The 25,376-nt window shown below is 57.4% G+C and carries 21 protein-coding genes, 1 tRNA gene and 1 pseudogene; 3 read left to right on the top strand and 20 right to left on the bottom strand.

Features of this window, described 5'->3' with window-relative positions:
• Window positions 1–9: 9 nt before the first annotated feature.
• The 5 genes from KHA84_RS14860 to KHA84_RS14840 form a co-directional block, all read right to left on the bottom strand.
• Complete coding sequence (locus KHA84_RS14860; protein ID WP_213424297.1) at window positions 10–774, bottom strand: type III pantothenate kinase; 765 nt, start codon at window positions 772–774, stop codon at window positions 10–12.
• Window positions 775–878: 104 nt separating this feature from the next.
• Complete coding sequence (gene ftsH, locus KHA84_RS14855) at window positions 879–2,879, bottom strand: ATP-dependent zinc metalloprotease FtsH (protein WP_213424296.1); 2,001 nt, start codon at window positions 2,877–2,879, stop codon at window positions 879–881.
• Window positions 2,880–3,032: 153 nt separating this feature from the next.
• Entirely contained in the window at window positions 3,033–3,575 is a 543-nt protein-coding gene (gene hpt, locus KHA84_RS14850; RefSeq protein WP_213424295.1) for a hypoxanthine phosphoribosyltransferase, read from the bottom strand.
• Window positions 3,572–5,023 carry a tRNA lysidine(34) synthetase TilS gene (tilS, locus tag KHA84_RS14845; RefSeq protein ID WP_213424294.1) on the bottom strand — a complete coding sequence of 484 codons (1,452 nt, stop codon included), beginning with the start codon at window positions 5,021–5,023 and terminating at the stop codon, window positions 3,572–3,574. The genes hpt and tilS overlap by 4 nt, the downstream gene beginning before the upstream one ends.
• Before the next feature lie 24 nt (window positions 5,024–5,047).
• Entirely contained in the window at window positions 5,048–7,459 is a 2,412-nt protein-coding gene (locus tag KHA84_RS14840; RefSeq protein ID WP_213424293.1) for a SpoIIE family protein phosphatase, read from the bottom strand.
• A gap of 250 nt (window positions 7,460–7,709) precedes the next feature.
• Here KHA84_RS14840 and KHA84_RS14835 point away from each other — a divergent pair.
• A tRNA-Met gene (locus tag KHA84_RS14835) sits at window positions 7,710–7,783 on the top strand.
• Between the two features lie 280 nt (window positions 7,784–8,063).
• On the opposite strand, the gene KHA84_RS14830 is transcribed toward KHA84_RS14835, so the two are convergent.
• The 12 genes from KHA84_RS14830 to KHA84_RS14775 all read right to left on the bottom strand — a co-directional run bounded on the left by KHA84_RS14830 (window position 8,064) and on the right by KHA84_RS14775 (window position 19,715).
• Complete coding sequence (locus tag KHA84_RS14830) at window positions 8,064–8,495, bottom strand: S1 domain-containing RNA-binding protein (RefSeq protein ID WP_213424292.1); 432 nt, start codon at window positions 8,493–8,495, stop codon at window positions 8,064–8,066.
• Between the two features lie 250 nt (window positions 8,496–8,745).
• Window positions 8,746–9,180: an FtsB family cell division protein gene (locus KHA84_RS14825; protein ID WP_213424291.1), complete on the bottom strand. Its 435-nt coding sequence runs from the start codon at window positions 9,178–9,180 to the stop codon at window positions 8,746–8,748.
• Between the two features lie 48 nt (window positions 9,181–9,228).
• The gene (gene yabQ, locus KHA84_RS14820) at window positions 9,229–9,732 is read right to left on the bottom strand and encodes a spore cortex biosynthesis protein YabQ (protein ID WP_213424290.1); all 504 of its coding nucleotides are present in this window, start codon (window positions 9,730–9,732) and stop codon (window positions 9,229–9,231) included.
• On the bottom strand, window positions 9,729–10,034 hold the full coding sequence (yabP, locus tag KHA84_RS14815; protein ID WP_008301233.1) for a sporulation protein YabP: 306 nt from the start codon (window positions 10,032–10,034) through the stop codon (window positions 9,729–9,731). The genes yabQ and yabP overlap by 4 nt, the downstream gene beginning before the upstream one ends.
• A gap of 133 nt (window positions 10,035–10,167) precedes the next feature.
• Window positions 10,168–10,458 (bottom strand): RNA-binding S4 domain-containing protein, encoded by a 291-nt coding sequence (locus KHA84_RS14810; RefSeq protein WP_213424289.1) that lies wholly within the window; start codon window positions 10,456–10,458, stop codon window positions 10,168–10,170.
• Complete coding sequence (gene yabN / locus KHA84_RS14805) at window positions 10,459–11,919, bottom strand: bifunctional methyltransferase/pyrophosphohydrolase YabN (protein WP_213424288.1); 1,461 nt, start codon at window positions 11,917–11,919, stop codon at window positions 10,459–10,461.
• 4 nt (window positions 11,920–11,923) lie between these two features.
• The gene (locus KHA84_RS14800) at window positions 11,924–13,525 is read right to left on the bottom strand and encodes a putative polysaccharide biosynthesis protein (RefSeq protein ID WP_213424287.1); all 1,602 of its coding nucleotides are present in this window, start codon (window positions 13,523–13,525) and stop codon (window positions 11,924–11,926) included.
• A 299-nt stretch (window positions 13,526–13,824) separates the two neighbouring features.
• Window positions 13,825–14,361: a stage V sporulation protein T gene (gene spoVT, locus KHA84_RS14795; RefSeq protein WP_008301238.1), complete on the bottom strand. Its 537-nt coding sequence runs from the start codon at window positions 14,359–14,361 to the stop codon at window positions 13,825–13,827.
• Between the two features lie 94 nt (window positions 14,362–14,455).
• Window positions 14,456–17,974: a transcription-repair coupling factor gene (gene mfd / locus KHA84_RS14790; RefSeq protein WP_213424286.1), complete on the bottom strand. Its 3,519-nt coding sequence runs from the start codon at window positions 17,972–17,974 to the stop codon at window positions 14,456–14,458.
• 144 nt (window positions 17,975–18,118) lie between these two features.
• A complete protein-coding gene (locus KHA84_RS14785) occupies window positions 18,119–18,346 on the bottom strand; it encodes an anti-sigma-F factor Fin (RefSeq protein ID WP_008301240.1) in 228 nt (75 codons plus the stop codon).
• Between the two features lie 55 nt (window positions 18,347–18,401).
• A complete protein-coding gene (pth, locus tag KHA84_RS14780; RefSeq protein ID WP_213424285.1) occupies window positions 18,402–18,965 on the bottom strand; it encodes an aminoacyl-tRNA hydrolase in 564 nt (187 codons plus the stop codon).
• A 102-nt stretch (window positions 18,966–19,067) separates the two neighbouring features.
• Window positions 19,068–19,715: a 50S ribosomal protein L25/general stress protein Ctc gene (locus tag KHA84_RS14775; protein WP_213424284.1), complete on the bottom strand. Its 648-nt coding sequence runs from the start codon at window positions 19,713–19,715 to the stop codon at window positions 19,068–19,070.
• Between the two features lie 84 nt (window positions 19,716–19,799).
• On the opposite strand from KHA84_RS14775, the gene KHA84_RS14770 reads away from it, so the two are divergent.
• Together KHA84_RS14770 and KHA84_RS15455 are read left to right on the top strand one after the other, a co-directional pair.
• Entirely contained in the window at window positions 19,800–19,997 is a 198-nt protein-coding gene (locus tag KHA84_RS14770) for a hypothetical protein (RefSeq protein ID WP_213424283.1), read from the top strand.
• A 260-nt stretch (window positions 19,998–20,257) separates the two neighbouring features.
• A pseudogene (locus KHA84_RS15455) lies at window positions 20,258–20,711 on the top strand (transposase); the annotation flags it as partial.
• 86 nt (window positions 20,712–20,797) lie between these two features.
• Here KHA84_RS15455 and KHA84_RS14760 read toward each other — a convergent pair.
• The 3 genes from KHA84_RS14760 to KHA84_RS14750 all read right to left on the bottom strand — a co-directional run bounded on the left by KHA84_RS14760 (window position 20,798) and on the right by KHA84_RS14750 (window position 25,370).
• Complete coding sequence (locus tag KHA84_RS14760) at window positions 20,798–21,757, bottom strand: ribose-phosphate diphosphokinase (protein WP_213424281.1); 960 nt, start codon at window positions 21,755–21,757, stop codon at window positions 20,798–20,800.
• Window positions 21,754–23,148 (bottom strand): bifunctional UDP-N-acetylglucosamine diphosphorylase/glucosamine-1-phosphate N-acetyltransferase GlmU, encoded by a 1,395-nt coding sequence (gene glmU, locus KHA84_RS14755; protein ID WP_213424280.1) that lies wholly within the window; start codon window positions 23,146–23,148, stop codon window positions 21,754–21,756. The genes KHA84_RS14760 and glmU overlap by 4 nt, the downstream gene beginning before the upstream one ends.
• 203 nt (window positions 23,149–23,351) lie before the next feature.
• Window positions 23,352–25,370 (bottom strand): penicillin-binding transpeptidase domain-containing protein, encoded by a 2,019-nt coding sequence (locus tag KHA84_RS14750; RefSeq protein WP_213424279.1) that lies wholly within the window; start codon window positions 25,368–25,370, stop codon window positions 23,352–23,354.
• Between the last annotated feature and the right edge of the window lie 6 nt (window positions 25,371–25,376).

Here is a 25,376-nt window from a genome sequence, read left to right as displayed (position 1 = left end):
CCCCTTCATTCATTGATTGCGGTCGTAAATCAGCTTGAGGCCCTTGAGTGTCAGATGCCCGTCAACGATGTCGATGGCATCTGTTTCGCTGGCGATAAGCGGTGCAAGACCGCCTGTCGCGATGACTGTCGGGTTTGTTCCGGCCATTTCCTTGATGCGTGCAATCAGGCCTTCCACTTGGCCGACATAGCCGTAGACAATTCCGGCCTGCATGGCTGCGACCGTGTTTTTCCCCAGGACATTTTCCGGGCGGACGAGTTCCACGCGCGGGAGCTTGGATGCGCGCTCGAATAGCGCTTCGGTCGAAATTCCGATCCCCGGCGCGATGACACCGCCCATGTATTCCTTTTTGTCGTTGATGTAGCAGAGGGTTGTCGCGGTTCCGAAGTCGACGATGATGAGCGGGTTGCCGTACTCATGGATGCCGGCGACTGCATTGACAATCCGGTCTGCGCCGACCTCCCGCGGATTTTCGTATTTGATGTTCAGGCCGGTCTTGACACCGGGCCCGACAACGACCGGTGTCAGTCCAAAGTACTTTTCGCACATATGCTCAAGCGCGAACATGATCGGCGGCACGACCGATGAGATGATGATCCCATCGATTGCCTTCATGTCGAGGCCAGCATGATTAAACAGCGACTTTACCTGCATGCCGAACTCATCTTCCGTCTTTCGGCGGTCGGTGCCCATCCGCCACTGATAGATTAGTTCGTCCCCTTTGTATACACCAAGGACAATATTTGTATTCCCGGTATCCATTACCAGAATCATGGCCATTCCTCACTTATTCATTCGAGTGTCCGTAACATCATATCACAACCCCAGCCGGCAAAAAAAGCCGGCGCCCCTGAAATAGGGGCACCGGTCTGATTGGCTTATTCGATTCCAGGTCCCTTCCGGTCTTCGCGGATCGGGCTCTGGGGTGCCTCGGTGTTTGTACCGTCTTCCTGCGGGAGGTCACCCGAGGAAGGATCGTACGGTGCGCCTGTCGAGTCTGGCGTTGATTCAGTGGTTTCAAGCTCTTGCTCTTCTTCAAGCGGCTCCGGAAGCCTGCCATGATCTTCGAGGTGCTTGATATCCCGCGCATCCAGCGTCTCTTTCTTGAGAAGCGTATTTGCGATCAGGTCAAGCAGTTCGCGGCGCTCGGTCAGGATCTGCTTTGTGCGCTGGTATTGCTCTTTTATCATATCCATCATTTCTTGGTCGATTTCGTAGGCGATCTTATCGGAGTAGTTCTGCTCCGAGCCGATGTCCCGGCCAAGGAAGACGTTGCCGCCCTGGCTCTGGCCGTATTGCATCGGGCCCAACTTGTCGCTCATGCCGTACTCGGTGACCATTTGGCGGACAATGCTTGTCGCACGCTGGAAGTCATTGTGCGCACCGGTCGAGACTTCTCCGAAGACAATCTCTTCCGCCGCACGGCCGCCGAGGAGGCCGGATATTTTATCAAGGAGTTCCGGCTTGGTCATGAAGTAACGGTCTTCCTTAGGAAGCATGACTGCATATCCGCCTGCCTGGCCGCGAGGGACGATGGTTACTTTGTGGACCATTTCCGCTTCGTCGAGCGTCAGGCCGATGACCACGTGGCCGGCTTCGTGGAATGCCACGATGCGGCGTTCCTTCTCGGAGATGACACGGCTCTTCTTGGCCGGTCCCGCGATTACGCGGTCCGTCGCCTCGTCGATATCGGTCATGTCGATCTTTTTCTTGTTGCGGCGTGCAGCGACTAGAGCCGCCTCGTTGAGGAGGTTCTCGAGATCCGCCCCGGAGAAGCCCGGAGTACGGGCCGCAATCGCCTTCAGGTCGACGGAATCAGCAAGCGGCTTGTTGCGCGCATGGACTTTCAGGACCGCTTCGCGTCCCTTTACGTCCGGACGGCCGACCGTGATTTGGCGGTCGAAGCGTCCCGGGCGGAGAAGGGCCGGGTCCAGGATGTCCGGGCGGTTCGTCGCGGCGATAATGATGATGCCTTCGTTTTCACCGAAGCCGTCCATTTCGACGAGAAGCTGGTTCAGTGTCTGCTCGCGCTCATCGTGGCCGCCGCCGAGCCCGGCGCCGCGCTGGCGCCCGACCGCGTCGATCTCATCAATGAAGATGATACAAGGCGCGTTTTTCTTCGCGTTCTCGAACAGGTCGCGCACTCGGGATGCCCCGACACCGACGAACATCTCAACGAAGTCCGAACCGGAAATCGAGAAGAACGGCACGCCGGCTTCTCCGGCAACCGCACGTGCGAGGAGTGTCTTACCGGTACCCGGAGGCCCGACAAGGAGGATCCCTTTAGGAATGCGCGCACCGATGTTGTCGAACTTGGAAGGGTCCTTCAGGAAGTCGACAACCTCGATCAGTTCGGCTTTTTCCTCATCGGCGCCTGCTACGTCATCAAACGTGACTTTCTTCTTTTCTTCGTTATACAGTTTGGCTTTGCTCTTTCCGAAGTTCATGACCCGGTTGCCGCCGCCCTGTGCCTGATTCAGGAGGAAGAAGAAAAGGATGATGATGATGATGAACGGAATGAGCCCTGTCAGGAACTGGACCCAGCCGCTTGATTGAGGTGCGGGCAGGAAGGTGATCTTGGTGGCGGACTGGTCCGCCACGCGGTCGATCTCATTCATGAGCTGCTCGTTGTCCGGCGGGATATTGACGATGAAGGTTTCGCCTTCCTTGGCATCATTCATCGTTCCCCGGACTTCATATACCAGCTGGTTCGGCTGGATGGTCGCCTCATTGATGTCCCCTTCGGACAGAGCCGTCAGGAACTCGTTGTACGTCAGGTTTTTCGTTTGTGTATTCGGGTTATTGAACGAACCAAAGATCCCCATGATTACGAGGAAAATCAGGCCGTACAAGATGGTATACCTTAATATTCGGTTCATCCCGAGCCTCCTCACCAATAAAAGAAAACTATAGTAAATCTTATCATAGGACTTGACCGCCGCCAAAATAAAAGGCTTTGGCTGGAAATGGTCCGAGGAACAGATCCAAAACCCTTTTCTGCAGATTTCCCTTTTACTTAGCGGCCAACTGCATCAAAACGAGTAAATTTCTTTTTTAAGAACTCCGATGTACGGAAGGTTCCGGTATTTTTCCGCATAGTCAAGACCGTAGCCGACGACAAATGCATCAGGAACTTCAAATCCGACCATGTCTGCCTTCAGGTCCACTTTGCGGCCCGTCGGCTTGTCAAGCAGGGTGACGATCTTGATGGAGTTCGCCTTCCGGTATTTGAGGAGGTCAATCAGGTAACTGAGTGTCTTCCCGCTGTCGATGATGTCTTCGATGATCAGGACGTCGCGTCCCTCGACGCTCGTATTCAGATCTTTGACGATTTTCACTTCACCGGAAGATACGGTCGCATTGCCGTAGCTCGAGACATCCATGAAGTCGATCTCGATATAGCCGTCAAAACGCTTGATCAGATCGCTCATGAACGGGAGCGCGCCCTTCAGCACACCGATCGCGAGCGGAAACTTTCCTTCGTACTCTTTTGTGAGCGCCGCTCCAAGCTCGGAAATCTTCTCCTGGAGTTCCTCCTCCGAGATGAGAATCTGTTCAATATCGTTTCCAATCATGTGGTTTCCTCCTGTGCGTGGTCCGCGCGATCTGCAATCGGCGCTTGCTCCACGATGAATATGTACGGGCCGCCCGTGCGGCCGTCCCGGGTGAATCCTTTGCCGTACCGGACGCCCGGGACCGCAACAACGCGTCCGTCCGCCGCGGTGACGACCGGCCACGTTGCCCTCAGGCTCCGCGGAATCTTGCCGTCGATGAAGATCCGTGACACTTTCTTTGGTTCAGCCATGCCCGGAAGAAGGATCCGGTCGCCCGCTTGCGGCATGCGCACGGAGAGCGGCGGCATGGCCGCCTCCTCTCCGAAATACAGAACCTCCCGGCCGGGCGCGGGTTCCGGCTCGCGGACCGTTTCCCGGTCCGACCAGAATAACCGCATCCCGCATCCCGACGTTATCCAGCTGCCGGACGGCAGCGGCGTTTCCCCGAACTTCCCGGGCGATCCCTGCCCGGCCTTCCGGAATACAGCTTTTCCGTATTCCCGCTCCAGCCGGAAACCGTCCGGGAGATCGACAGAACCGCTCCCTTCCGTCCGCATCAGCTGGCTGAGGATCAGAGATTCCAGCCGCCCGCCGGAAGGGTACCGGCCCGAAAGGTATAGATAGTCTAATAGTATGGGAATCACGCGCCTTTGTAAAGCGGAGGGCACGCGGGAAAAAGCTTCTGTCTCCACGGCCAATCCGCCGTCCTGAAGGGGTACGGAAATCTGCTCCCAAACTTCCCGTGCCTTCCCGGCAAGATAGGCCTCGTCCTCCCTCCGTGCCAGGTCCCACTCGGCGACACGACGTGCCGCTCCGGGGTTTTCCTCCCGGATTAGGGGAACGACGCGGTGGCGGAACCGGTTCCGTGTATAATCCGGCTTCAGATTGCTCGGATCCACCCTGCTGGGGAGGCCATGTGCTTCCAGGTACTCCATGACTTCCCTTCTTTCACTTAAAAGAAACGGCCGGATGAGAAGTCTTTCTCCGAATTTTCGGGACGCCGGAATACCCGGAGCCGCGTCAGCCGTACCGCGGGCGAGCCGCATCAGCACCGTCTCGAGCACATCGTCAGCATGGTGAGCCGTCGCGAGCACATTGTACCGTTCCCGTTCCATGACCTTACCGAAGTACCGATACCGCTGCGCACGGCAGACATCCTGCACATTGCCTCCCTCATGCCGGACAATCTCCCCGACGGGGATCGCTGTTCCATGGAAAGGCACGCCAAGCCCGGCGCACATGGCGCAGACAAAGCGTGCGTCTTCCGCTGACTCTTCACCGCGGAGCATATGGTCGACATGAGCCGCTCCGATCGTAAAGCCGAAGCTTTCCCCGAGTCGTTTCATCACATGGAGGAGCGCGACGGAATCAGGGCCGCCGGAGCAGGCGACAAGGACGCGGGAGCCTTCCGGGATCCACCCATTCTCCCTGATCAGATCTGCCGCCTGCCTTTCCAGTTGATCCGTCATCTGCATCCCTCCTCCCGTTTCCTTTCATCTTACCACCGTTTCCTTCCCGGTAACCGTCGAATACGGCGTGAATATTGACCATTTCTGGACCGTATGCTCGATCTTGATGACGATCACCGTCCTGTCGTCGGACGGAAGCCGGAATTTGCGTCCCATTTCCTGCATGATATAATCCGCCATCCCGTCCGTGCCCAGATTTTCGCAGCGCGACAGCACCGCCCCCAGCATGGTCTCCTGCTGTTCCGGGGCGACCGACGGCGAGAACATGCCGTCCGTCATCATGACGATGACGTCACCCGCTTTCAGGCCATGGCGCTTCGCATCCACCGAGAAGGACGGCAGGAAGCCGAACGGCACCGCTGCGCTCTCGAGCTTGAACAGTTTCCCGCCCCGGCTGATGTAGGTCGACATCGACCCGGCCTTGTATGACCAGAGACGCCCGTCCTGCAGGTCGATCAGCGCCAGGTCGACCGTCGCGTACATGTCATCCCCGCCTTTGAGCGACATGACGTAATGAAGGGTGTGCATGGCGGTTTCCGGGTCCATCCGGCGGTTCAGGCATTCCCTCATGAGCCGGATCACCTTCCTGCTCTCCCGGTAGGCCTGCGCATCCGAGCCCATGCCATCCGACAGGATCACCGCGGCAAGGCCGTCATGCAGATGGAACACCTCATGCGAGTCGCCGGCGTGGAACGTGCCGTCTTTTGAGGAAGACACGACTGAATAGTCCATCGTGAAGCGGACGGCGGAGACGAATGTCACCTGAAGGTGCGGGAACGGATCCTCCAGGAACACCGACTTTTCCACTTCGAACGGCTCGCCGTACATGTCGTTCAGCACCGGCATGATGAGCCGCTCCGCGACCATGCGCTCGGTTTCCCACTCGCTTTTGCGGTCCGGAAGCGAGCAGACGATTTTGCGGGCGCCGCGCTCCTCGGACAAGATATCCACCTGGAAATGCGGGATTTCCATCCGGTGCAGGCGGGCGGACAATTCCTCTTCTTCGGGGCGGAACGTCTTGATTTCCTCTTTCATATTCATCATCATGTCGTTCAGGTGACGGCTCATATCGCGCAGTTGCAGCGCAAGCATCTTCCGTCCGTGATGAAGCTGATTGTTCAGGACGGCCTGGGAATAATCTTCCTCGAGTTCCTGCATGAGCCCTGTGGACCTCACACACTTGTAACCGATCCGCTCCTCCACACGGATCCTCGGGCCGCGTTTTGGCGAGGCCTGGGCTTTCATCCAGTCATCAAGAAGCGGTGCGATGCCGTCCTCGGGATCTGCCCAGCACTTCTCGTATCGGAAGCAAGACTGGCAGATGGCAGGCGGACGGCGTTGCCCTTCGTCTTCATGGCTGCCATTGTGGTCGCTGACGAGCTGCGACATGAAGTGCGCAAACTGATGGAAATCGTGCAGCTGGCTGTCCATCTTTTCCTCGAGCCAGACCCTCCGGCGCTCCGACTGGCCGGTTCGGTCCGGATTCACCCGGCTCCGCACAAATGCGAGCGAGCTGGACGGAACGCACAGGAACAGGAGCGTGGCGAGCGCCATCGACATAAAGTGGACGTCATCAAGCGGCAGCGTCTCGTCATACATATAGAAGAACACTGAGGCGAGCGGTGCAGCGGCCGCAATGCCGAGCTTCCCGGCCTTTGCCGCGATGCCCGCACAAAAGCCGGTCAGCGCATAGAGCGCAATCATTCCGCTGAATTCAAGATCAGAGACGCTGACAATGGTTCCAATCACTGTTGCCGCCGCCGTGCCCGCTGCCAGCCCCCCGACTGACACCGAAAACAGCACGGCAAGATGGATCAGCACGGCCGGAAGTGAAAACTGGCCATAAATCATCCCGCCCATTCCCGTAATCATGAGCGCTCCGACGAGGAACGCGGCCCCCGTCCGCTCCGCCGTCCAGCGTTCATGCAGAAAACGGTGCGCCGGTGTAAACACCGCAAACAGGAACACCGCCATAAATGCCGTCAGCAACGCTTCGCAGGCAATGAGGAACCAGACATCGCCTGCCACCTGGCCGCCATAAGAGGCCAGCTGCCAGACTGACTGGATTGCGAGCACAACCAGACCGAGCGTCACCGGAACCGATTTCCGGAAAACCCGGAAACGGATGATCGAATGGAAAAGCAAGATCTGCAGGATATGAATCGCCGCCTGTCCCGGCCCGAGCATCAGGCTGCCAAGCCCCCCGCCGATGATGACGAGCGGCAGGTAGTTCCGGTAACGGATCGCCGCCAGTGCCCAAACCGGCAACAGGAACGGTACCGCCGCCTCGAACAGGACCGCCCTGGAAAGGAAAAAAGAAGCTGCCAGGAAAAACAGCGAGAACCCGATCTTCACCTTGCGCCTGGCCACAGCCTCCGCCCATCGCCTAAACGGCATGCCTGCATTTTGCCATGCCTCATTCCCCAATAATCTCATGATTCGATTCCCCCTCGTCTTTGAATCAAGTGTCCTGAGTATACCGGGGTGATTCACTGAAGTTTGTCTGTTCCTGGCAACCGTGCCGGAGAAACTTTCGACGGAATCAGCCTCGTTTTTGGAATCTTCCTATTTTGCAGATGATGGCGGGAAAACGGCGAATCACGCGACAGGATTTTTGATGTTCTTGTGCAAAAAAGGATTGACACCGTCCCTACGGCTCTGTATGATATGGTAGTGTCGCAAACACGGCGGTGTAGCTCAGCTGGCTAGAGCGTACGGTTCATACCCGTAAGGTCGGGGGTTCGATCCCCTCCGCCGCTATATGGAAACCGGCCCTTCCCCATTCGGGGGAGGGCCGGTTTTTTGCGTCCGCACACGCCGGACAGCCTGTTTCATGCGGAATATTGGCGGATCATGGGCTGCATGGAGGTCGCTTCGGCTTAACGATCCTGGCTGATTGGCATCTCCCGCTTGAGTCGGGATTTGTCCAGAATAGCAAAAGGCGGCCTGCGGTTTATATCCGTCAGGCCGCCGAAGCGTTCCCGGGCTGTGTCCCGGGCATCTATATCAGAGATTTTTTTCGATCGAAGCAGTCAGCAAGTCAGCCTCTTCTCGCACCCCGGCCGCCGCGCTTGGATTCCGTCGCGCGCTTTAGGGTGGACAGACGATCTTCACTGTCCTTCAGGAACCGTGCCATCTTCTGCTCGAAGTTTTCTTTGCCTCCGCGGTTATCGCCGCCGCCCCGGTTGCCGCCTCGCGGACGGAATGGACGCTCCGGGCGCTGAGGACGTTCGGATTCCGGCTTCGCTTTCCGGATCGACAGGCCGATTTTCCCGTCATTGCCGACATTCATCACTTTAACTTCTACGGTATCGCCGACCTTGAGCAACTCATTGATGTCCTTGACGTAGTGGTCTGCGACCTCACTGATGTGGACCAGGCCCGTCTTTCCGTTAGGCAGCTCAACGAATGCCCCGAAGTTGGTGATTCCTGTTACTTTTCCCTGTACCTTGCTGCCGACTTCAATTGACATAAAAAAAATGCTCCTCCTTAAAGATTAAGCGGGCTGTTCGTACAGCCATGCATACATATTCCGGGTCTTGACAGACCAAGTCCCTTGACCTAATTATAACCAACAATCAAAGAGTGTCAATGAATCGGGCATATTTCTTGTACCGGGCGGAGTTTCAGAGGATCCTGCCCTCCGGCAGCCTCCATTTAAAAACAGCAGCGGCTCTCCGGACATTACCGGGCCGCTGCTGCCCCCTTTTATAGAAGACGATTTACTCCTCGGAGTCTCCGTCTTTTTTCTCTTTGTCTTTTTCTTTCTTCTCCTCATCCGGGAGAGTAAAGATGATCTCGCCTTCCTCGGACAGGAGGTATTCCTTCCTGGCGAGCTTGGCGATGTATTCCGGGTCGTCCAGTTTTTCAAGTTCGAGTTCCAGGGCCGCGCCTTCTTCCTGGAGTTTCTCCAGTTCTGCGAGTGCGGCTTTTTTCTCTTCCTGCTTGGCGGCAATGGCCTGGTTTTTTTCGACGAGCGACCAGGTCATCCATCCGAACGTCAGTGCCGCAATGACGGCAAAGACGGCAAGTCTCCGGTAGAGCCGGATTTTCCGCGCTTTCTTGATCTGTTCCTTGCGTTCCCGGGCCCGGACATACTCGGTCTGGATCGGTGTGACGGGCCCGTGACTGTTTGCCTGCCTGTTTTTCTGTTCCATCCTCGGTCCCCCTGCCTGCGTCGGAGCGCATGATTTATCCATTATACCTCATGCGGACCTCTTTTTTAAGGGGCGCCCGGGGAACTTGCGGCGAACTTTTCTTGACAGATTCCCCGCTTTTCTGCGGATTGCCCGGATCGGCTTTTGAAACGGGCGCAGCAGCAGCCGGACCAGAAAAAGAATGAGGCGGACCGGGATGCCGACGATGAAGGCGGCGATTCTCCAGATGACGCCTATAAGCAACAGGACCGGCCGGATGACCAGCACGGTGATCAGCCTACCGGCAAAACGGAACGGCCGGTGGAGCGCCGATTCGTAGAGCAGCACGCCGGCCAGCTGGGCAAGCAGGTCATAAAGCCTCCATTCGCCGGAGCGCACGGCGAACAAGACAGAAAACGCGAATAACCCCAAAAGCGGCCACGCCATCAGCTCGATGGCGGTGCCGGCCCGGGTGCCGCCGCCAGCCGTCCGGATCATGTCGATGGCGGCAGCGGCGAGAATGCCTGTCCCGACCATGGCCAGCAGGCTGAGCAGCTGATGGGAAACGATCATCCGAATAACTTGGTGAGGATATTCCGCGAATGACCGTCTTCATCTTCGTATTGGAGCACTTTGACGGTGCCCTCGAGGGTGAGGAGGCCCTTGTCCACATCGAGATGGACGATCCGGAGCCCGTCTCCCCGGATCTGGAGCTGCCCCTGCGAGGTGCGCACGATAAACTCTTCCTGGTCAAATCGGTCGATCGCCTTTACTGACGTCAGGTCCATCCTCTTGCGGTTGCGCAGCGACACGTGGTGGTCGCCTGATGGAATCTGGTAGGCGGTGCCCGGATTGTCCGTCTGTTCGATCTGCATCTGTTCGTTCCCCCTTTTCGCTTGTCCTTGTCCGTTCAACGCATTGTATGAGCGGAGGCGGGGAAACATGACCCGGAAGAATGGCAATAGGAAAACGGCCCAGTGCGATTGGTGCGCTCCGGGCCGTTTTGTGTCAGTCCTCGTCGTCGATGAATTCGGGTTCGACTTTGTCGAGTTTTTCTTCTTTTAGGATAGTGAACATGTTACCGGCTTCGTCTTTTTTGACGGAGTCCTTCAGCATGTCCACACGGGCGGTGACAAGCTTCTGGCCAAATCGGATGGCGAGCTCATCGCCCTCTTTCACGACGGTTGATGCCTTGGCCTTTTTGCCGTTGATCGTGATCCGCCCCTGGTCCGCCACTTCTTTTGCGAGCGTGCGCCGCTTGATGAGGCGGGACACTTTCAGGAATTTATCGAGTCTCATTTACATCCTCTCCAATCGTTTCGCTTCATTCCAGAACGCGTCGAGTTCATCGAGCGTATAGTCTTCAAAACGGCCCCGGCCTTCCCGGACCCGTTTTTCGACATGGGAAAAGCGCCTTCTGAACTTGCGGTTGGCGCCGGTCATCGCCTCTTCCGGTGAGACCTTGTAGTAACGGGCGAGATTGACGAGCGTAAACAGTACGTCGCCGAATTCATCAGTCCGTTCGCCCTCTCCCCCATTCTCCGCTGCAAGGCGGAATTCCTGCCATTCCTCTTCGAACTTCTCCCAGGCGCCTTCCGCATCCGGCCAGCTGAACCCATGCCTGGCGGCTTCCTTCTGGTAGTTGTATGACGTGAGGAGCGAGGAGGCGTAGCGCTCCTGTCCGTCCAGGACCGATCCGGACGCTGCGCCTTTTTCTTTTTCCTTGATCGCCTGCCAGTGGGTCACGACGGCATCGGAGTCTGCGGCATCGGCGTCGCCGAACACATGCGGATGCCGGCGGATCATTTTTTCCGCCACCGTCTCCAGTACATCTTCCATCTGGAAGTAGCCGTCGTCCTCACCGATCTGCGCATGAAGGAACACTTGGAGAAGCACGTCGCCCAGTTCATTGATGATGGCGTCATCGTCCCCGTCATCAATCGCCTGGACAAGTTCATGCGCTTCCTCGATCATGAATTTCCGGAGCGACTCGTGCGTCTGTTCGCGGTCCCAAGGGCAGCCGTCCGGACTTCTCAGGATGCCGATGATCTCGCGGAAGGCGTCCCATTCCTTCAGCCGCTCTTCAAGCCGGACGGCAGGGGGGATGTAGACCGTCATCAGATTGCTGGTCTCCACAGTCCGGTCCAGCTCATAAAGCGGGACGGTGACAAGCTTTTCTTCGGGCGATCCGGCTGCCGTGACAATTGTCACCGGATGGTCGTCCGGATACTTTTCCATGAGCGTGAGCTTCACGTCTGACGCGCTGAACGTGTCGTACACCTGAGCGATCAGGACATGCTGGTTCATCTTCAAGTCGTCCCGGTGCATCTCCGTGCCGTCGAGCAGCTGGAAACCGTCGATTGGGTCGATCCTGAGCGCGCTGAATACCGGGTCAAGAAAGCTCTGGCCGCCTTCGATATGAAGGCGGGCCTTCCCTTCCCGCTCCGCCCCGACCAGATACTGGACAGTCTGTTCGGCAACGAGCGGATGGCCGGGCACGGCGTACATGACCGGTTCTTTTTCGGCCATCGCCAGGAGCGTATCCGCGATTTCGCGGTACACCGGCGGGAATGTTTCATGTTTCCGGTAGACGTCATCGAATGTGCGGAACCGGATGCCTTCCGCCTCCAGCTCTGCAATGACGGGATGGTCCGCGGTCCGGACATGGACAAGCCCCGCGTTTTTCAGTTTCCGGTAGACGCCGAGCGGCAGCCCGTCAAGGCCGGACGCACCGAGGCCGATCACGGTAATTTCATTCATGGGATCACTTCCTATCGGATTTATTTAAAATCAGCTGCAGGACGGCAAGCCAGCGCCCGAACGGGATCAGGTACCATTCCCGCTCCGACAGCACACGTGCCTTCGCGATGACTGCAAGAAACACTGCCGCACCGATTGTGACGCCTGTAAGAGCGGTGAGTGTCGCACCGATCCTGGCGGGTAACGCATCAAACAGCCAGATGTCTGCCAGGAGCATCCACGGGACAAGGACGGCCGCCATCATGAGCGACGCCACCGCGATCATCCGGTAAAACCGCCCGTCGGCCAGACGCACCGGCCACACTTTCTTAAAGTAAATCAGAATTCCCGCGGCGGCCGCGGCAAATCCGGCAGTCCCCGCGATCGAGGCGCCGAGTATGCCGAACGGAGGCACAAGTAACCAATTGGCCGCCGCCTTGAGCGCAAGGCCCGAAAGAAGCAGGAGCGCCGGCACTTTCACCCGGCCGAGTCCCTGTAGCACCGCCACGAGCGGCAGGATCAGCGACAGCTCGAATATCTGGATGCAGAACACCATGATGGCGGCAGACCCGCTTCGCGTCTCGAACAGCATTTCATTGACATACGGAAGGACGAGGATCAGCCCGAGCGCCGCCGCCCAGCCGAACAGGAAGGCGAGCCTCCAGGCAAGGCGGACAAACGGCTCCGCGGTCCGTCCGCCTTTTTTAGCCGTATGGGCCGCGACAAGCGGAACAATTGAAAGCGACAGCGTCGAAGCGAGCAAAATGCCCATCTGGACAAGCGGCTGGCCGCGGTCATAGACGCCCTTCGATTCCATCGCCCTCTCCCGTTCCATTGTTTCCGCCAATAGGCTGAACACTGTGAACGAATCGACCATCTGGAAAAACAGCAAAATCAGCGAGCTCAGGCTTGCGGCCAGGCTAATCGCCGTCAGCTCTTTGATGATGGGCCAGGCTCTGACCGATGCGGAGCGGTCCCGGAAGTCCGGGCGCCCTGTCCACTTCCTGAACAGGGCAAACAGGAGAAGTACGCCAGCCGCCTCGCCTGCGACCGCTCCCCACATGGCCATCTCCCCCGCCATGTACAGCGAGGCGCCGGCCGAGACGACAATCAGGGTGCCCGCCAGGATGACCGTCACACGGACCGCCTGCTCCACCACTTGGGCACCCGCGACAGGTGCCATGCGGCCTTCCGACTGGTAGACGCCCTTCAGGAGGGCGAGCAGCGGCATAAACAAAATGACGAGCGAACCGGCGCGCAAAAGCGGGGCCAGCTGCCGGTCGCCCATCCACCCGGTGATGGTGTCCGCGCCAAAAAACAGCACAAGGAAACTTGCGCCGGACACTACAGCGAGACAGGCCAGCGCAATCCTCATGACGGCGCCGCTTTCCGCACGGTCCCGGTCCGCCATCACTTTGGAGACGGCGACCGCGAACCCCGCCGACGTCCATACCGTGATGATGCCGATAAACGGGTACACCTGCTGATAAATATAAAATCCTTTGTCGCCGACCAGGTTCTGGAACGGGATGCGATAGACAGCGCTCAGGATCTTGACGATGATGCCGGCCGCGGCCAGGAGCGCGGCGCCTTTCATGAAGGTCTTCATATTCCATTGCTGCTGCATGCTTCAGGCTTCCTTCTTTCCAAGAATATCCCCATTATAGCACGGTGGCCATGCGGGGCTGCCGTGGGCTGGATTGTCGAGTGCTTCAGAATTTTGGGTGAGTGCTTTCAATCGGAGAGTGAGTGCTTTCAAAATGGGCGTGAGTGCTTTATTGCCTCCTGATCATGCAGTGACTCCCAATATCCGCTCCGGTAAGCCACACAAAAAAGGCCGCCGCTCCGCCGATTGTTTCCGGCAAGTGCGGCGGCCCTTTGGCCATTCTATTGGGGGCATCCCCCGGGTCTTGCATTCGTTGGCGATTAAGGCTCCATCTGCTTGGCGAGGAAGTGGGCTGCGGTTTCCGCTGCCTTCACTTCCGGGTCGCCGATGAAATGGACCTTCGACAGCAGATAGACCGCGCCGATCGGGTCCCCGCCCGAGACGATCGGACAAATGCACGATGACTTGATCTGTTCGGTGACGCCGGGCACCCATTCCAGGGACTTTTCATTTTTCTCCGTGACGATCGAGCGTCCGAGCATGATTTCCTCCAGCTCACCGGAGATCCGCTTGCCCAGATAATCCTTTTTCGGGAGGCCGGCTGCCGCGATCATTTCATCACGGTCGCTGATGAGCGCCGGTGTTCCCAATGTTTCGTACAGCGTCTCTGCATATTCCTGGGCAAAGCTGCCCAGCTCACTGATCGGGGAATACTTTTTCAGGATGACTTCCCCGTCCCGGTCAGTGAAGATTTCAAGCGGGTCGCCTTCCCGTATGCGCATCGTGCGCCGGATTTCCTTCGGGATGACAATACGGCCAAGGTCGTCGATCCGTCTGACGATACCAGTTGCTCTCATTCGTGATGCCTCGCTTTCGACGTTCGGATAGTTCTGCGCGCGCTTAGTATGCATCACGATTAGCCAATTTATGCAATCTGGCCCTCTTGGCAGGTCAGGCTTCCTGTTTTTTCGCATCCGGCAATATTTTCATGACGCCTTCAAGCACGTCAAACAGCGTCTTTTTGCCGGTTTTCGACCCGTCGACGGTGAGCAGAAGCCGACCGTCTTCTATGTGGAAGCCGACCGCGCGTCCGAACTGCAGCGTGTCCTCCATGATTTTCGCGCCGTCCGCCCGTTGTGTCCCTGCTTCCGTGAACGAAATGATCACCCGGTCGCCCTGCTGCTTGATCGACTCGACGCCGGCTTCCCGCGCCCATACCTTCATCAGGGCAATTTTCAGGAGCTGCTCGGCTTCCAGGGGCAGGTCTCCGAAACGGTCGGCCATCTCGTCGACCAGTTCCGAATAATCCTCTTCGGTCCCGACCGCCTTGACGCGCTTGTACATCTGGATTTTCTGGAAGCCGTCGGGGATGAAGCTGTCCGGGAAGTATGCATCGATGTGGAGCGTCACCTCGACATCCGGCACGTCTTCTTCCTTGCCGTTGCCGCGCTTTTCCTCGATGGCCTCTTCGAGCATCTTCGAATACATATCGAATCCGACCGAATCGATGAACCCGTGCTGCTGGGCGCCGAGCAGATTCCCCGCCCCGCGGATCGACAGGTCGCGCATCGCGATCTTGAAGCCGGATCCGAGTTCGGTGAATTCCTTGATCGCCTGCAGGCGGTTTTCCGCGACATCGGAAAGAACCTTGTTCCGCTGATAAAGGAAATACGCATACGCGACGCGGTTCGACCGGCCGACCCTTCCCCTCAGCTGATACAGCTGGGCGAGTCCCATCCGGTCGGCGTCGTGGACGATGAGCGTATTGACGTTCGGGATGTCGACGCCCGTTTCGATGATCGTCGTCGTCACAAGGACGTCGTACTCCCCTTCCAGGAAAGCGAGGATGACCGCTTCAAGCTCCGTCTCGGACATGCGGCCGTGCGCGGTCGCAATCCGGGCCTCCGGCACGAGCATCTGGATCTCCTCGGCTTTGCGCGCCATGTCCTCGACCCTGTTATACAGATAAAACACCTGGCCGCCGCGTGCCATCTCGCGCTCGATCGCCTCCCGTACGAGCGGGCCGCTGTACTCCATGACATAGGTCTGGACCGGGAACCGGTTTGCAGGAGGCGTTTCAAGAACGGACAGATCGCGGACGCCGATCATTGACATATGGAGCGTGCGCGGAATCGGTGTCGCCGTCAGTGTCAGGACGTCGACATTCGCCTTCATCTGCTTGATGCGCTCTTTGTGCGTGACGCCGAAGCGCTGCTCCTCATCGACGATGAGGAGTCCGAGGTCGCGGTACTCCACATCCTTCGAAAGGAGGCGGTGCGTTCCGACGACAACATCAACCGTGCCGTCCTTCAGGCCTTTGACGGTTTCCTGATGTTCTCTTCTCGTGCCGAACCGGCTCAGCATGCGGACTTCGACCGGGAATCCGGCAAACCGTTCCTTCATCGTTTCGAAGTGCTGCTGGGCGAGGATGGTCGTCGGGACAAGGAAGGCGACTTGCTTGCCGTCACCGACCGCTTTGAAAGCGGCCCGGATCGCGACCTCGGTCTTGCCGTATCCGACATCGCCGCACAAAAGCCGGTCCATCGGGCGCTCGCGCTCCATGTCCCGCTTGATTTCCTCAACCGAGCGGAGCTGATCATCTGTTTCGTCATACGGGAATGACGCCTCGAACGAATGCATCAGGTCATCATCAGGCGAGAAAGCAAAACCTTTTTCCGCCTCGCGCTTGGCATAAAGCTTGATGAGGTCGTCGGCAATGTCCTTGACGGCCTTTGATACTTTGCTTTTCGTCTTTTTCCATTCGGTGCCGCCGAGCTTGTGGATTTTCGGCTCTTTGTCCTCGGACCCGACATATTTCTGGATCTGGTCGATCTGGTCGATCGGCACGTACAGCTTGTCGTCGCCGCGATAGTTGATATGGAGATAGTCCTTGTGCGTACCGCCCACGTCAAGCGTCTCGATGCCGATGTACTTCCCGATGCCGTGCTGGATGTGGACGACATAGTCACCCGGCTTGATTTCCGAATAGCTTTTGATCCGCTCGGCGTTCGACAGCTTCTGGGCGCGCGCTTTTCTGCGGGAACGCTGCTTGAACAGTTCGCTGTCCGTCACGACGGCAATCTGCCGGAGCGGCAGCTCAAATCCGTCCGACAGGTCCCCTTCGATCACATGTATGCCGGGCCCCGGGACCGTACCCTCCTTCGGAATATCCGCTTCCATGCCGTAGTCTTCGAGGATGGAGCGGACTTTCTCCATGCGCTCCCGGTCTCCGGCAAGAAGCAACACCGTAAAACCGCCGGCCTGCCAGCGTTCCGCTTCCGACTTCAGAAGGTTCATCTGGCCGTGGAATTGCTGCATCGGCTTGCAAGAAACCTGAATGGTGTCCTTAAGGACAAGTCCCGGCAGTGAACGCGAGAACAGCGACAGATACACTTTCTTTTGCCCGGCCATCGCGTCGATCTCCTTGAATGTGTGGCTGAGCCGCGCGTCATGGACCAGCTTCCCGGAAGCAATCATTTCGGTATGCCATTCGCCCTCCTGCCGCTCCAGCGACTCGGCCACTTCGATGATCCGGCCGGCCTCGTTATAAAACAGGATGCCCTCTTCCGGGAAATAATCGCCGAGGAAGGCCGTTTCTCCGGCAAGCGATGCATACTTCATGACACCCTCCGGGATCTCTCCGTCCTTCATGAGAGAGATGTCCGCCCCGATGTTCTCGAGAAGCGCCTCGCGTGCTGCCTCGTCACTCACTTTCTTAAGACTTGCGGCAAGTGACTCTTCAAGGCGTTGGGCCGTGACGGCAAGCCGCTCCGTGGACCAGCTGAACTCATGGGCAGGAAGAATCCGGACCGTTTCCAGCCGTCCCGTTGAGCGCTGGTCTTCTGCCGAGAAAGTTCGGATCGAATCGATTTCCGTATCAAACAGCTCGATCCGGACAGGTTCCTCGCGGTCAAGCGGATAGATATCGAGGATCCCGCCCCTGAGTGCAAACTCCCCCGGGGAGGTGACCATCGGCTGGCGGGAGAATCCCATGGCGACAAGGCTTGCCGCCCAGTCCGCAGGAACGATCTCATCGCCCAATTCTGCGGTAAGAGCGGCGTTTTTCCAGTCGTCCGGTGTAGGGAGCAGCTTGCGGAGTCCTGCAATCGGCGTGACGAATATGCCGGAACCGTCCCGCATGAGATGGTCCAGCGCCTCGATGCGCTGTGCCCGGAGTTCCGGGCTTGCGACTGACAGCTCAGCCGCTGTCAGTTCATCCGCCGGATACAAGCGGACCGACTCCTCTCCCGAGAGCCTCACCAGGTCCTCATACGTGCGCTGCGCCTGCAGCATATTCGGTTCGACGACGAGAACAGGCCGTCCTGTTTCCTTTGCCGCCAGCGCAAACAGGGCGGCACGTGCGCCGCCCGCAAGGCCCGTGACCAGCTGCCGGTCGCGGCCTTCCTTCAGATCGCCGAGGAGGTCCGCAATCTCCCCTCCTCCGGCCAGTACATCGAGTAACTCTTCCATGGGTTCCATCCTTTCAAAAAGAAACATTCTGTATCTATGAGATTCCCCTTACTCGGGAATATAGTCCGATTCCGGGATGCACGGCACTGGCCCCGAATGCAGAAAAAGCCTTGGACACCTTCATCGGGTGCCAAAGCAAGGGCATCATTGCAGCCATTTCTGCAGGGAATAATAATCGGGAAACCGGTCAAGCGACTGCTCACAATCTTTGCAGATGCACTGGACGGTCGCGTCCCCGTCTTCCCCTTCCAGGATGAATTCTTCCGCTTCCTCTTCACCGAGCCGGAGCAGCGTCCTCGCTTCGTCGGCCGAGCCGAACGGAAGCCGGCCGATTTCCGTTTCACAGTGGCGGCAACGGTACCGGATCGCCATGCATGCGCCCCCTTCCTTTCCCATCAGTATAGACAGGGGCGGGGGAGGCTATGCCTCACTTGGCGTTGAATTCATTCATGACGTCGATGAACGGGCGTCCGAGGGCAGCCTCGCAGGCATCCGCCGCGCGTTCCGCGGCTTCCCTCATGACCGGCGCTTCTTCCTCAGAGAACCTTCCGAGCACCCAATCCGTGATGGCCATCGGGACATCCGGCCGGCCGATTCCGATCCGGATCCGGTCGAAGTCGCGCGTTCCGATGTGCTGGACGATCGACTTCATTCCGTTGTGTCCGCCCGGGCTGCCCTTCTGGCGGAGCCGGAGCCTGCCCGGCGGAAGATCAAGGTCATCATAGATGACGATCAGGTCCTCTTCCGGCACATCGAAATAGTCCATCATCGGGCGGACACATTCCCCCGAGAGGTTCATGTACGTAAGCGGCTTGACGAGCAGCGCCTTGCCTTCCGGGCGATGCACCGTCGCATACATGCCGTTGAATTTGGTCTGGTTGAGCGGGGCGTTCCATCGGTCAGCCAGCACATCGATGGCGTGGAAACCGATATTGTGGCGGGTCTGTTCGTACTGCCTGCCCGGATTGCCGAGCCCGACGATAAGTTTCATGGACATCTTCCTCTTGGCAATGATGCTTCCCATTTTACCATGATTCAGAAAGGCAGGCAGGCAAAAAGGATTGCCCGCGGACGGGCAATCCTTTTAAAGCGGTTATTCGGTTTCCTGAGGGGCTTCATCCGGGCCGCCGCCGGCTTCCGCACTTGGTGCGGCTTCCGTGTCGTCTGCATCGGCATCTGCCTGCTCAGTGCGGGGCGCAGTGATTGTGACGAGCACTTTATCATCCTCGTCGACGACATCCACGCCCCATTTCGACTTGACGTCGCCGACCGTGAGGGAATCTCCGACCGCCAGTTCGGAAACGTCGACTTCAAGAGATTCCGGCATGTCGGAAGGCTTGGCCGAAATGTTGACCGTCCAGAACGGCTGGTTGAGGACACCGCCTTCTTTGACGCCCGGCGCCACATCATCCCCTGTCAGGGTGATGTTCACTTCCGCCTCCATTTCCGTATTCATGTCGATGGCGAGGAAGTCAGCGTGCTTGAACTCGCCTTTCATCACGTCCATCTGATAATCATGGAGTACCGCATTGACTTTTTTGCCTTCAACCTCCAGCTGGAACACGGCGTTGCGGCCCTCGTCGCGCAGTGTCATGAACAATTCGTTCTCGCGGACCGCGACCGGTACGCTTTCCAGTTTATACCCGTAAACCACTGCCGGCACATACCCGCTGTTCCGGAGTTCTGTCAGCCTGGAACGTCCGGATTTTTCACGTTTTTCTGCCTTGATTGTCGTCGCCATCTGCAGTCACCATCCATATTATTATTTCGTCATAAGTAGTGTTTACCCAGTTTTAAAATTTTCAAACATCCCAATCATAGGGAGATGCTCGAAATCTATCTGAAAGTGGTTGATACCCTGCTGTTGATGGGTGATATCTGGGCTAAAGTGAATGATATTCTGCCAAATGTACGCTGGCTTCCGGTATTGCTCCAAATCAAAAAAGGCCGCCCAAAGGTGGCCTCAGACTGTAGACAAAGTGAGTATATTACTCCTTTGTCTGCAGTTTTTTCTTTTCCATAAAATCCTCCGGATTTCCGCTGCGGGCCCTCGCTTACCGCGGGCGTTGCCTTAGCCTCCTCGAGCTTCGCTCTGCGGGGTCTTCGGCTAACGCTTTTCCCGCAGGTGTCTCGGGCCCTCCGCTTCAATCCGCCATATGGCTTATTGAGGCAAACGGTACCTGTTTATATAATCGAGTTAACAGACTACAAAACGGGTGATGAACATGTTGTCAAAATCGAATGGAGCCAATCGCGACCAACTAGAAATGATCTCACAAGAAGAATGCCTATATCTGTCCAAACGGACAGGAACTCCGGTATTCGACCACCAATAAGCAAGGCTACCGGGAATACAAGTCAAATGAGCCAAATGCGCAGGTTGTCCGTTGCTTGCTCAGTGCACTCAAAGCCAGAACCATGTAAAAGTCATCACCCGGCATATCTGGCAGGACTACCTCGATCAGGCAGAAGCCATTCGGCTCATCCCGGAAAACAAAGAAATCTATGCAAGGCGGAAAGAGACCGTGGAGCGTGGTTTCGGAGATGCCAAGGAAAAGTGTGGCATGCGATGGACAACCCTTGCGGGAAGGCAAAAATGTCCATGCAGGCGATGCTTACTTTTGCTGCCTTGAATCTGAAGAGATTGGCCTGCTGGACCTGGAGTCACCGGAACCGACCTAACGGTCGGTCATTCCAAGGAAAATTCAGGAGCAATACACGCAAAATATCAGCATGAATGACAAAACGTACCCAGATAGATTTCTTCTGGGTACGTTTAGTCTACAGTCTGAGGCCGCCCAATGGCGGCCTTTCCGTTGTTTATCAGTTAAACAGTGTGCTGACGGATTTGTTTTCGAATACGCGGACGATGGCGTCAGCGAGAAGCGGCGCGACAGACATCTCTTTGATCTTCGGAGAATGTTTTTCTTCCGGAAGGTTGATCGAGTTCGTGATGACCAGTTCCTTGATCTTCGAATTGTTGATGCGCTCTATGGCAGGGCCGGACAGAACCGGGTGCGTGCAGCATGCATACACTTCGGTCGCGCCGTTTTCCACGAGGGCATTTGCCGCAATCGTGATCGTGCCTGCGGTATCGATGATGTCGTCGATCAAGATCGCTTTCTTGCCTTCGACGTTCCCGACGATGTTCATCACTTCCGCGACGTTCGGGCGCGGGCGGCGCTTGTCGATAATCGCGATCGGTGCCTTCAGACGGTCGGCCATCTTGCGGGCGCGCGTCACGCCGCCGTGGTCAGGCGATACGATGACGAGCTCTTCACCCGGGATGTTCTTCTCCATGAAGTAGTCGGAGAGGATCGGAACCGCAACCAGGTGGTCGATGAGAATATCGAAGAAGCCCTGAATTTGCGGCGCGTGCAGGTCAAGCGCGATGACACGGTTGGCACCGGCCGTCTCCAGCAGGTTCGCCACAAGTTTCGCGGTGATCGGCTCACGGGCACGGGCTTTACGGTCTTGTCGCGCATAGCCGTAATACGGCATGACGACGTTGATCGTACGTGCGGATGCCCGCTTGACCGCGTCGACCATGATGAGCAGTTCCATAAGATTCTCGTTGACGGGAGCCGAGGTCGACTGGATGATGAAGACGTCGCAGCCTCGGATACTCTCTTCTATGTTGATCTGTACCTCGCCGTCGCTGAAGCGGTTGACCGAGCATGCGCCGAGCGGAACGCCGATTTCGTCGGCGACTTCTTTGGCCAGGGGCTCGTTTGAGTTCAGGGAGAAAATCTTCAGTTTATGGTCCGGATAATGGTTCGTCATTTTTTGGATTGCTCCTCCGATCGCTTTTTGTTCATTTTTTCAACATAACCTTCCTTATTCTCCTGCCTGGAGCGCGCGATTGCAAGGGCATTTTCAGGAACATTTTTTGTCACTGTGGAACCGGCGGCGACGTAAGCGCCTTTTCCGACTGTCACAGGTGCGATCAGATTGGAATTGCAGCCGACAAACGCATCGTCTTCGACCGTTGTGCGGAACTTGTTGACCCCATCGTAATTCACGGTGATCGTGCCGCAGCCCATGTTGACGCGCTCGCCGATATCCGTATCTCCGATGTAGCTGAGGTGGGAGACTTTGCTGCCTTCCCCGAGATTCGACTTTTTCACCTCGACAAAGTTGCCGATCTTCACGCTGTTGCCGAGATCGGACTCCGGACGGATATGGGCGAACGGCCCGACAGCCGTGTCCTCTCCGATCTTGCTCGACATGACGACGGACTGGCGGATCACCGTCCGGTCGCCGATGACGCTATCACTGATCTGGCTGTCCGGTCCGATCAGGCAGTCTTCCCCGATGACCGTGCGGCCTTCAATGACCGTGCCGGGCATGAGGACGGTGTCACGGCCGATTTCGGCGTCCGCGCTGATGTACGTGTTGGCCGGGTCTTGGATCGTGACGCCGCCCCGCATATGCTTCTCGGCGATCCTGCGGCGCATCACGCGCTCCGCTTCCGCGAGCACGACTCGGTCGTTGACGCCGAGCGTTTCTTCAAAATCGTCCGTCGCGTAGGCGGCGATCGTTTCGCCTTCCGACTGGAGGATGCCGAAGACGTCCGGCAGATAGTATTCGCCCTGCGCGTTGTCGTTTCCGACTTTCCGGAGCGTTTCGAACAGGGTTTTATTGTCGAAGCAATAAGTGCCGGTGTTGATCTCCCTCACCTGCTGTTCTTCCGGGCTGGCGTCTTTTTGCTCGACGCTGCGGAGGAAGTTTCCGTTTTCGTCGCGGATGACCCGTCCGTAGCCCGTCGGGTCGTCAGCGAACGCGGTGAGGATCGTGGCTTTTGCTTTTGTTTCGTTGTGGTGGTCAATCAGCGCCTTCATCGTTTCCGGCGTGATCAGCGGCGTGTCTCCGCACACGACGATCGTCGTGCCTTCCAGGCCGCCCAGGTTCTGTTCCGCCTGAAGAACGGCATGACCGGTTCCCAGCTGCTTTTCCTGCAGGACAAACTCGCTGCGATCGCCGACTTCTTCCTCGACCTTCTCCGCACCGAATCCGACGATTGTGACGACGCGGTCTGCGCCGACTTCCCGGACATTGTCGACAACATGGCTGACCATTGGCTTACCGCATACCGGGTGGAGCACTTTATAGAGCTTCGATTTCATGCGTGTTCCCTGGCCGGCTGCCAGGATTACGGCATATGTATTCGTCATCAGGCAGTTCCCCTAACTTTTTTTCTTGGATTTCCCTCTAACGATAGACGAAAACGGCCCATTTTTCAACAATTTACAGGGCATAGGCTTGACATCCCCGATTCCGGGTGTTCCGAATCGGCAACCTGCATCCGGCAGGATAAAATGCGGTCTTCCCCAAAAAAGCAGCCGCTCCCGGGATGGCAGCGGCTGCTTGAATCGGTTCACCTTTCGGATGCATATCGGTGAACCTCGGCGGACATGGCCGCGACATAGTCGCTGCCGCCGTCGTCTTCGACGTTTTCCACCATCATTGCCAGGATGAATAAAGGATTTTCGGCATGATAGGAAACAAAGTATCCATTTTCCTTGCCCCGTTCCTCACCGGCAGCCTTCAGCTCGGCAGTGCCGGTCTTGCCGGCGATCGGAACGTCCGCGATATTCGCAGATTGGGCGAAACCGTCCAGAACGACGCTTCGCAGTGTGGAACGGATCGTTTCTGCCTGTGCCGGGTCGAGCAGGCCCTCTTTCCAGACCTGTCCGTCTTCTTCGTCAAACAGCAACGTCGGCTTGTGCATCGTGCCGCCTGTCAGAAACGGCTCATACATGGAGGCGAGGTGCAGGATGTTCGTCAGCATCTGGCCCTGGCCGAATGACGTATCGGCCAGTTGGCCCTCCGATCCGACCGTGCCGTCGTTGGAGATCTGCGAGGCCTTCAGCTCCATCGCCTCAAGAGGGATCGGCTCGCCGAATCCGAACTGCTTCAGCCCGTCGGTGAAGGTGTCCCTGCCCATCGCGAGCGCCTGTTGCGCGAAGTAAATGTTGTCTGAATAAACCATCGCGCGGTTCAGGTCAATCGGATTCGGAGCCTCCGGATGCAGGCGGGACACCCGGTATGCTCCCCAGGAAGCATCTTTCTGCCAGGTCTTGCCGGTAATCGTGAGCCCTTCCGCAGGATCGAGCGTACCGGCTTTCATGCCGATGGCTGCGGTGACCGGCTTCAGTGTCGAGCCCGGTGCATAGCTTTGTGCAAAGCGGTTAAACAGGGGCGCCTTTTCGTCTTCCTCCAGCTCGCGGTATCGGTCACCGCTCATGCCGGTGATGAATTCGTTCGGGTCATAGGCCGGGGAACTGACGAGCATCAGCACTTCTCCGGTTTCAGGGACGACGGAAGCGGCTGTGCCCGGCTCTCCTTTCATCGCATCGTAAGCCGTTTTCTGCAGTTCGGCATCGAGAGTCAGTTTGATGGTCTCCCCGTCTTCAGGCGCGCGTTCAGTGACGGTCACCGGTTCCATCCCTTCCTGCGCTTTCAGGATGGTGATCTTCATTCCATCCCGGCCGCGGAGCCGGTCCTCCAGCAGACTTTCCAGGCCCCTCCGGCCGATCTGGTCATTTTCCGAGTAGCCCTTGTCCTTCAGCTTTTCCAGCTGTTCAGCGGAAATCGCGCCGATATAGCCGGTCAGGTGGGCCAGTGCCGGACCATAAGGATATTCCCGCATCGCGGTTTCCTGCGCCGCGACACCCGGAATTTCAAGCAGTTGCTCCAGACGGTCGGTGTCGTTTTTCGCCGTCTTCCCGATCGGAACAAACAGCTCCGGCTTGACCCATGCCGCATTCAGGCTCTTGTCGATCGCTTCAGCCGTTGTTCCGAGCAGCTCAGCGATATCCGGCTTTCTAGCTTCATCCAGTTTTTCGGGAACGATGCCCACCTGATAGCCGGTCCCGTTTTTCGCAATCGGGATCCCCGCCCTGTCGACAATCTCTCCCCGCTTTGCTTTGGTGCGCGATAAATCGATTTCATCGCCCGGTTCGAGATCAGGGAAGATATAGGAAGGATCCCATTCGACAAACCAGGTCTTTTCTTTTTCCTGCTCCTCATGGCGGAGCCTAATCGGCTTGTCGAACTCGACCGGACCGGCAAGCGTCTCCATCTTGACCCGGATATCGAATTCGGCTGGCTGTTCTTTGTCCCATTCGGCATCTTCGCCGGGTTTTTCATAGGAGACTTCCAAATCGTTGATACCGAGGTCCTCCATCAGTTTTTCCTGGCGCTCTACAAACTCTTCCTCCGAAAAGTCCTTTTTCGCCTTCTCGGTCAGGTAACCGTCGTACATGACGGCAAAGCCACCTTTGTTCCAATGACTGATATACTCCTCCAGCCGGTCTTCAGGTGTCGGCTTGTCCCGGCATCCTGCCAGGAAGACCAGCAGGAAAATGGCGGTGATAAACAGAGTTTTTTTCATGTTGAC

This window comes from Bhargavaea massiliensis (assembly GCF_018390575.1).
GTDB classification, from domain to species: Bacteria; Bacillota; Bacilli; order Bacillales_A; family Planococcaceae; genus Bhargavaea; species Bhargavaea massiliensis.
The sequence above is the reverse complement of the archived record's forward strand: the minus strand, read 5'-3'. Positions and strand labels throughout refer to the sequence as shown.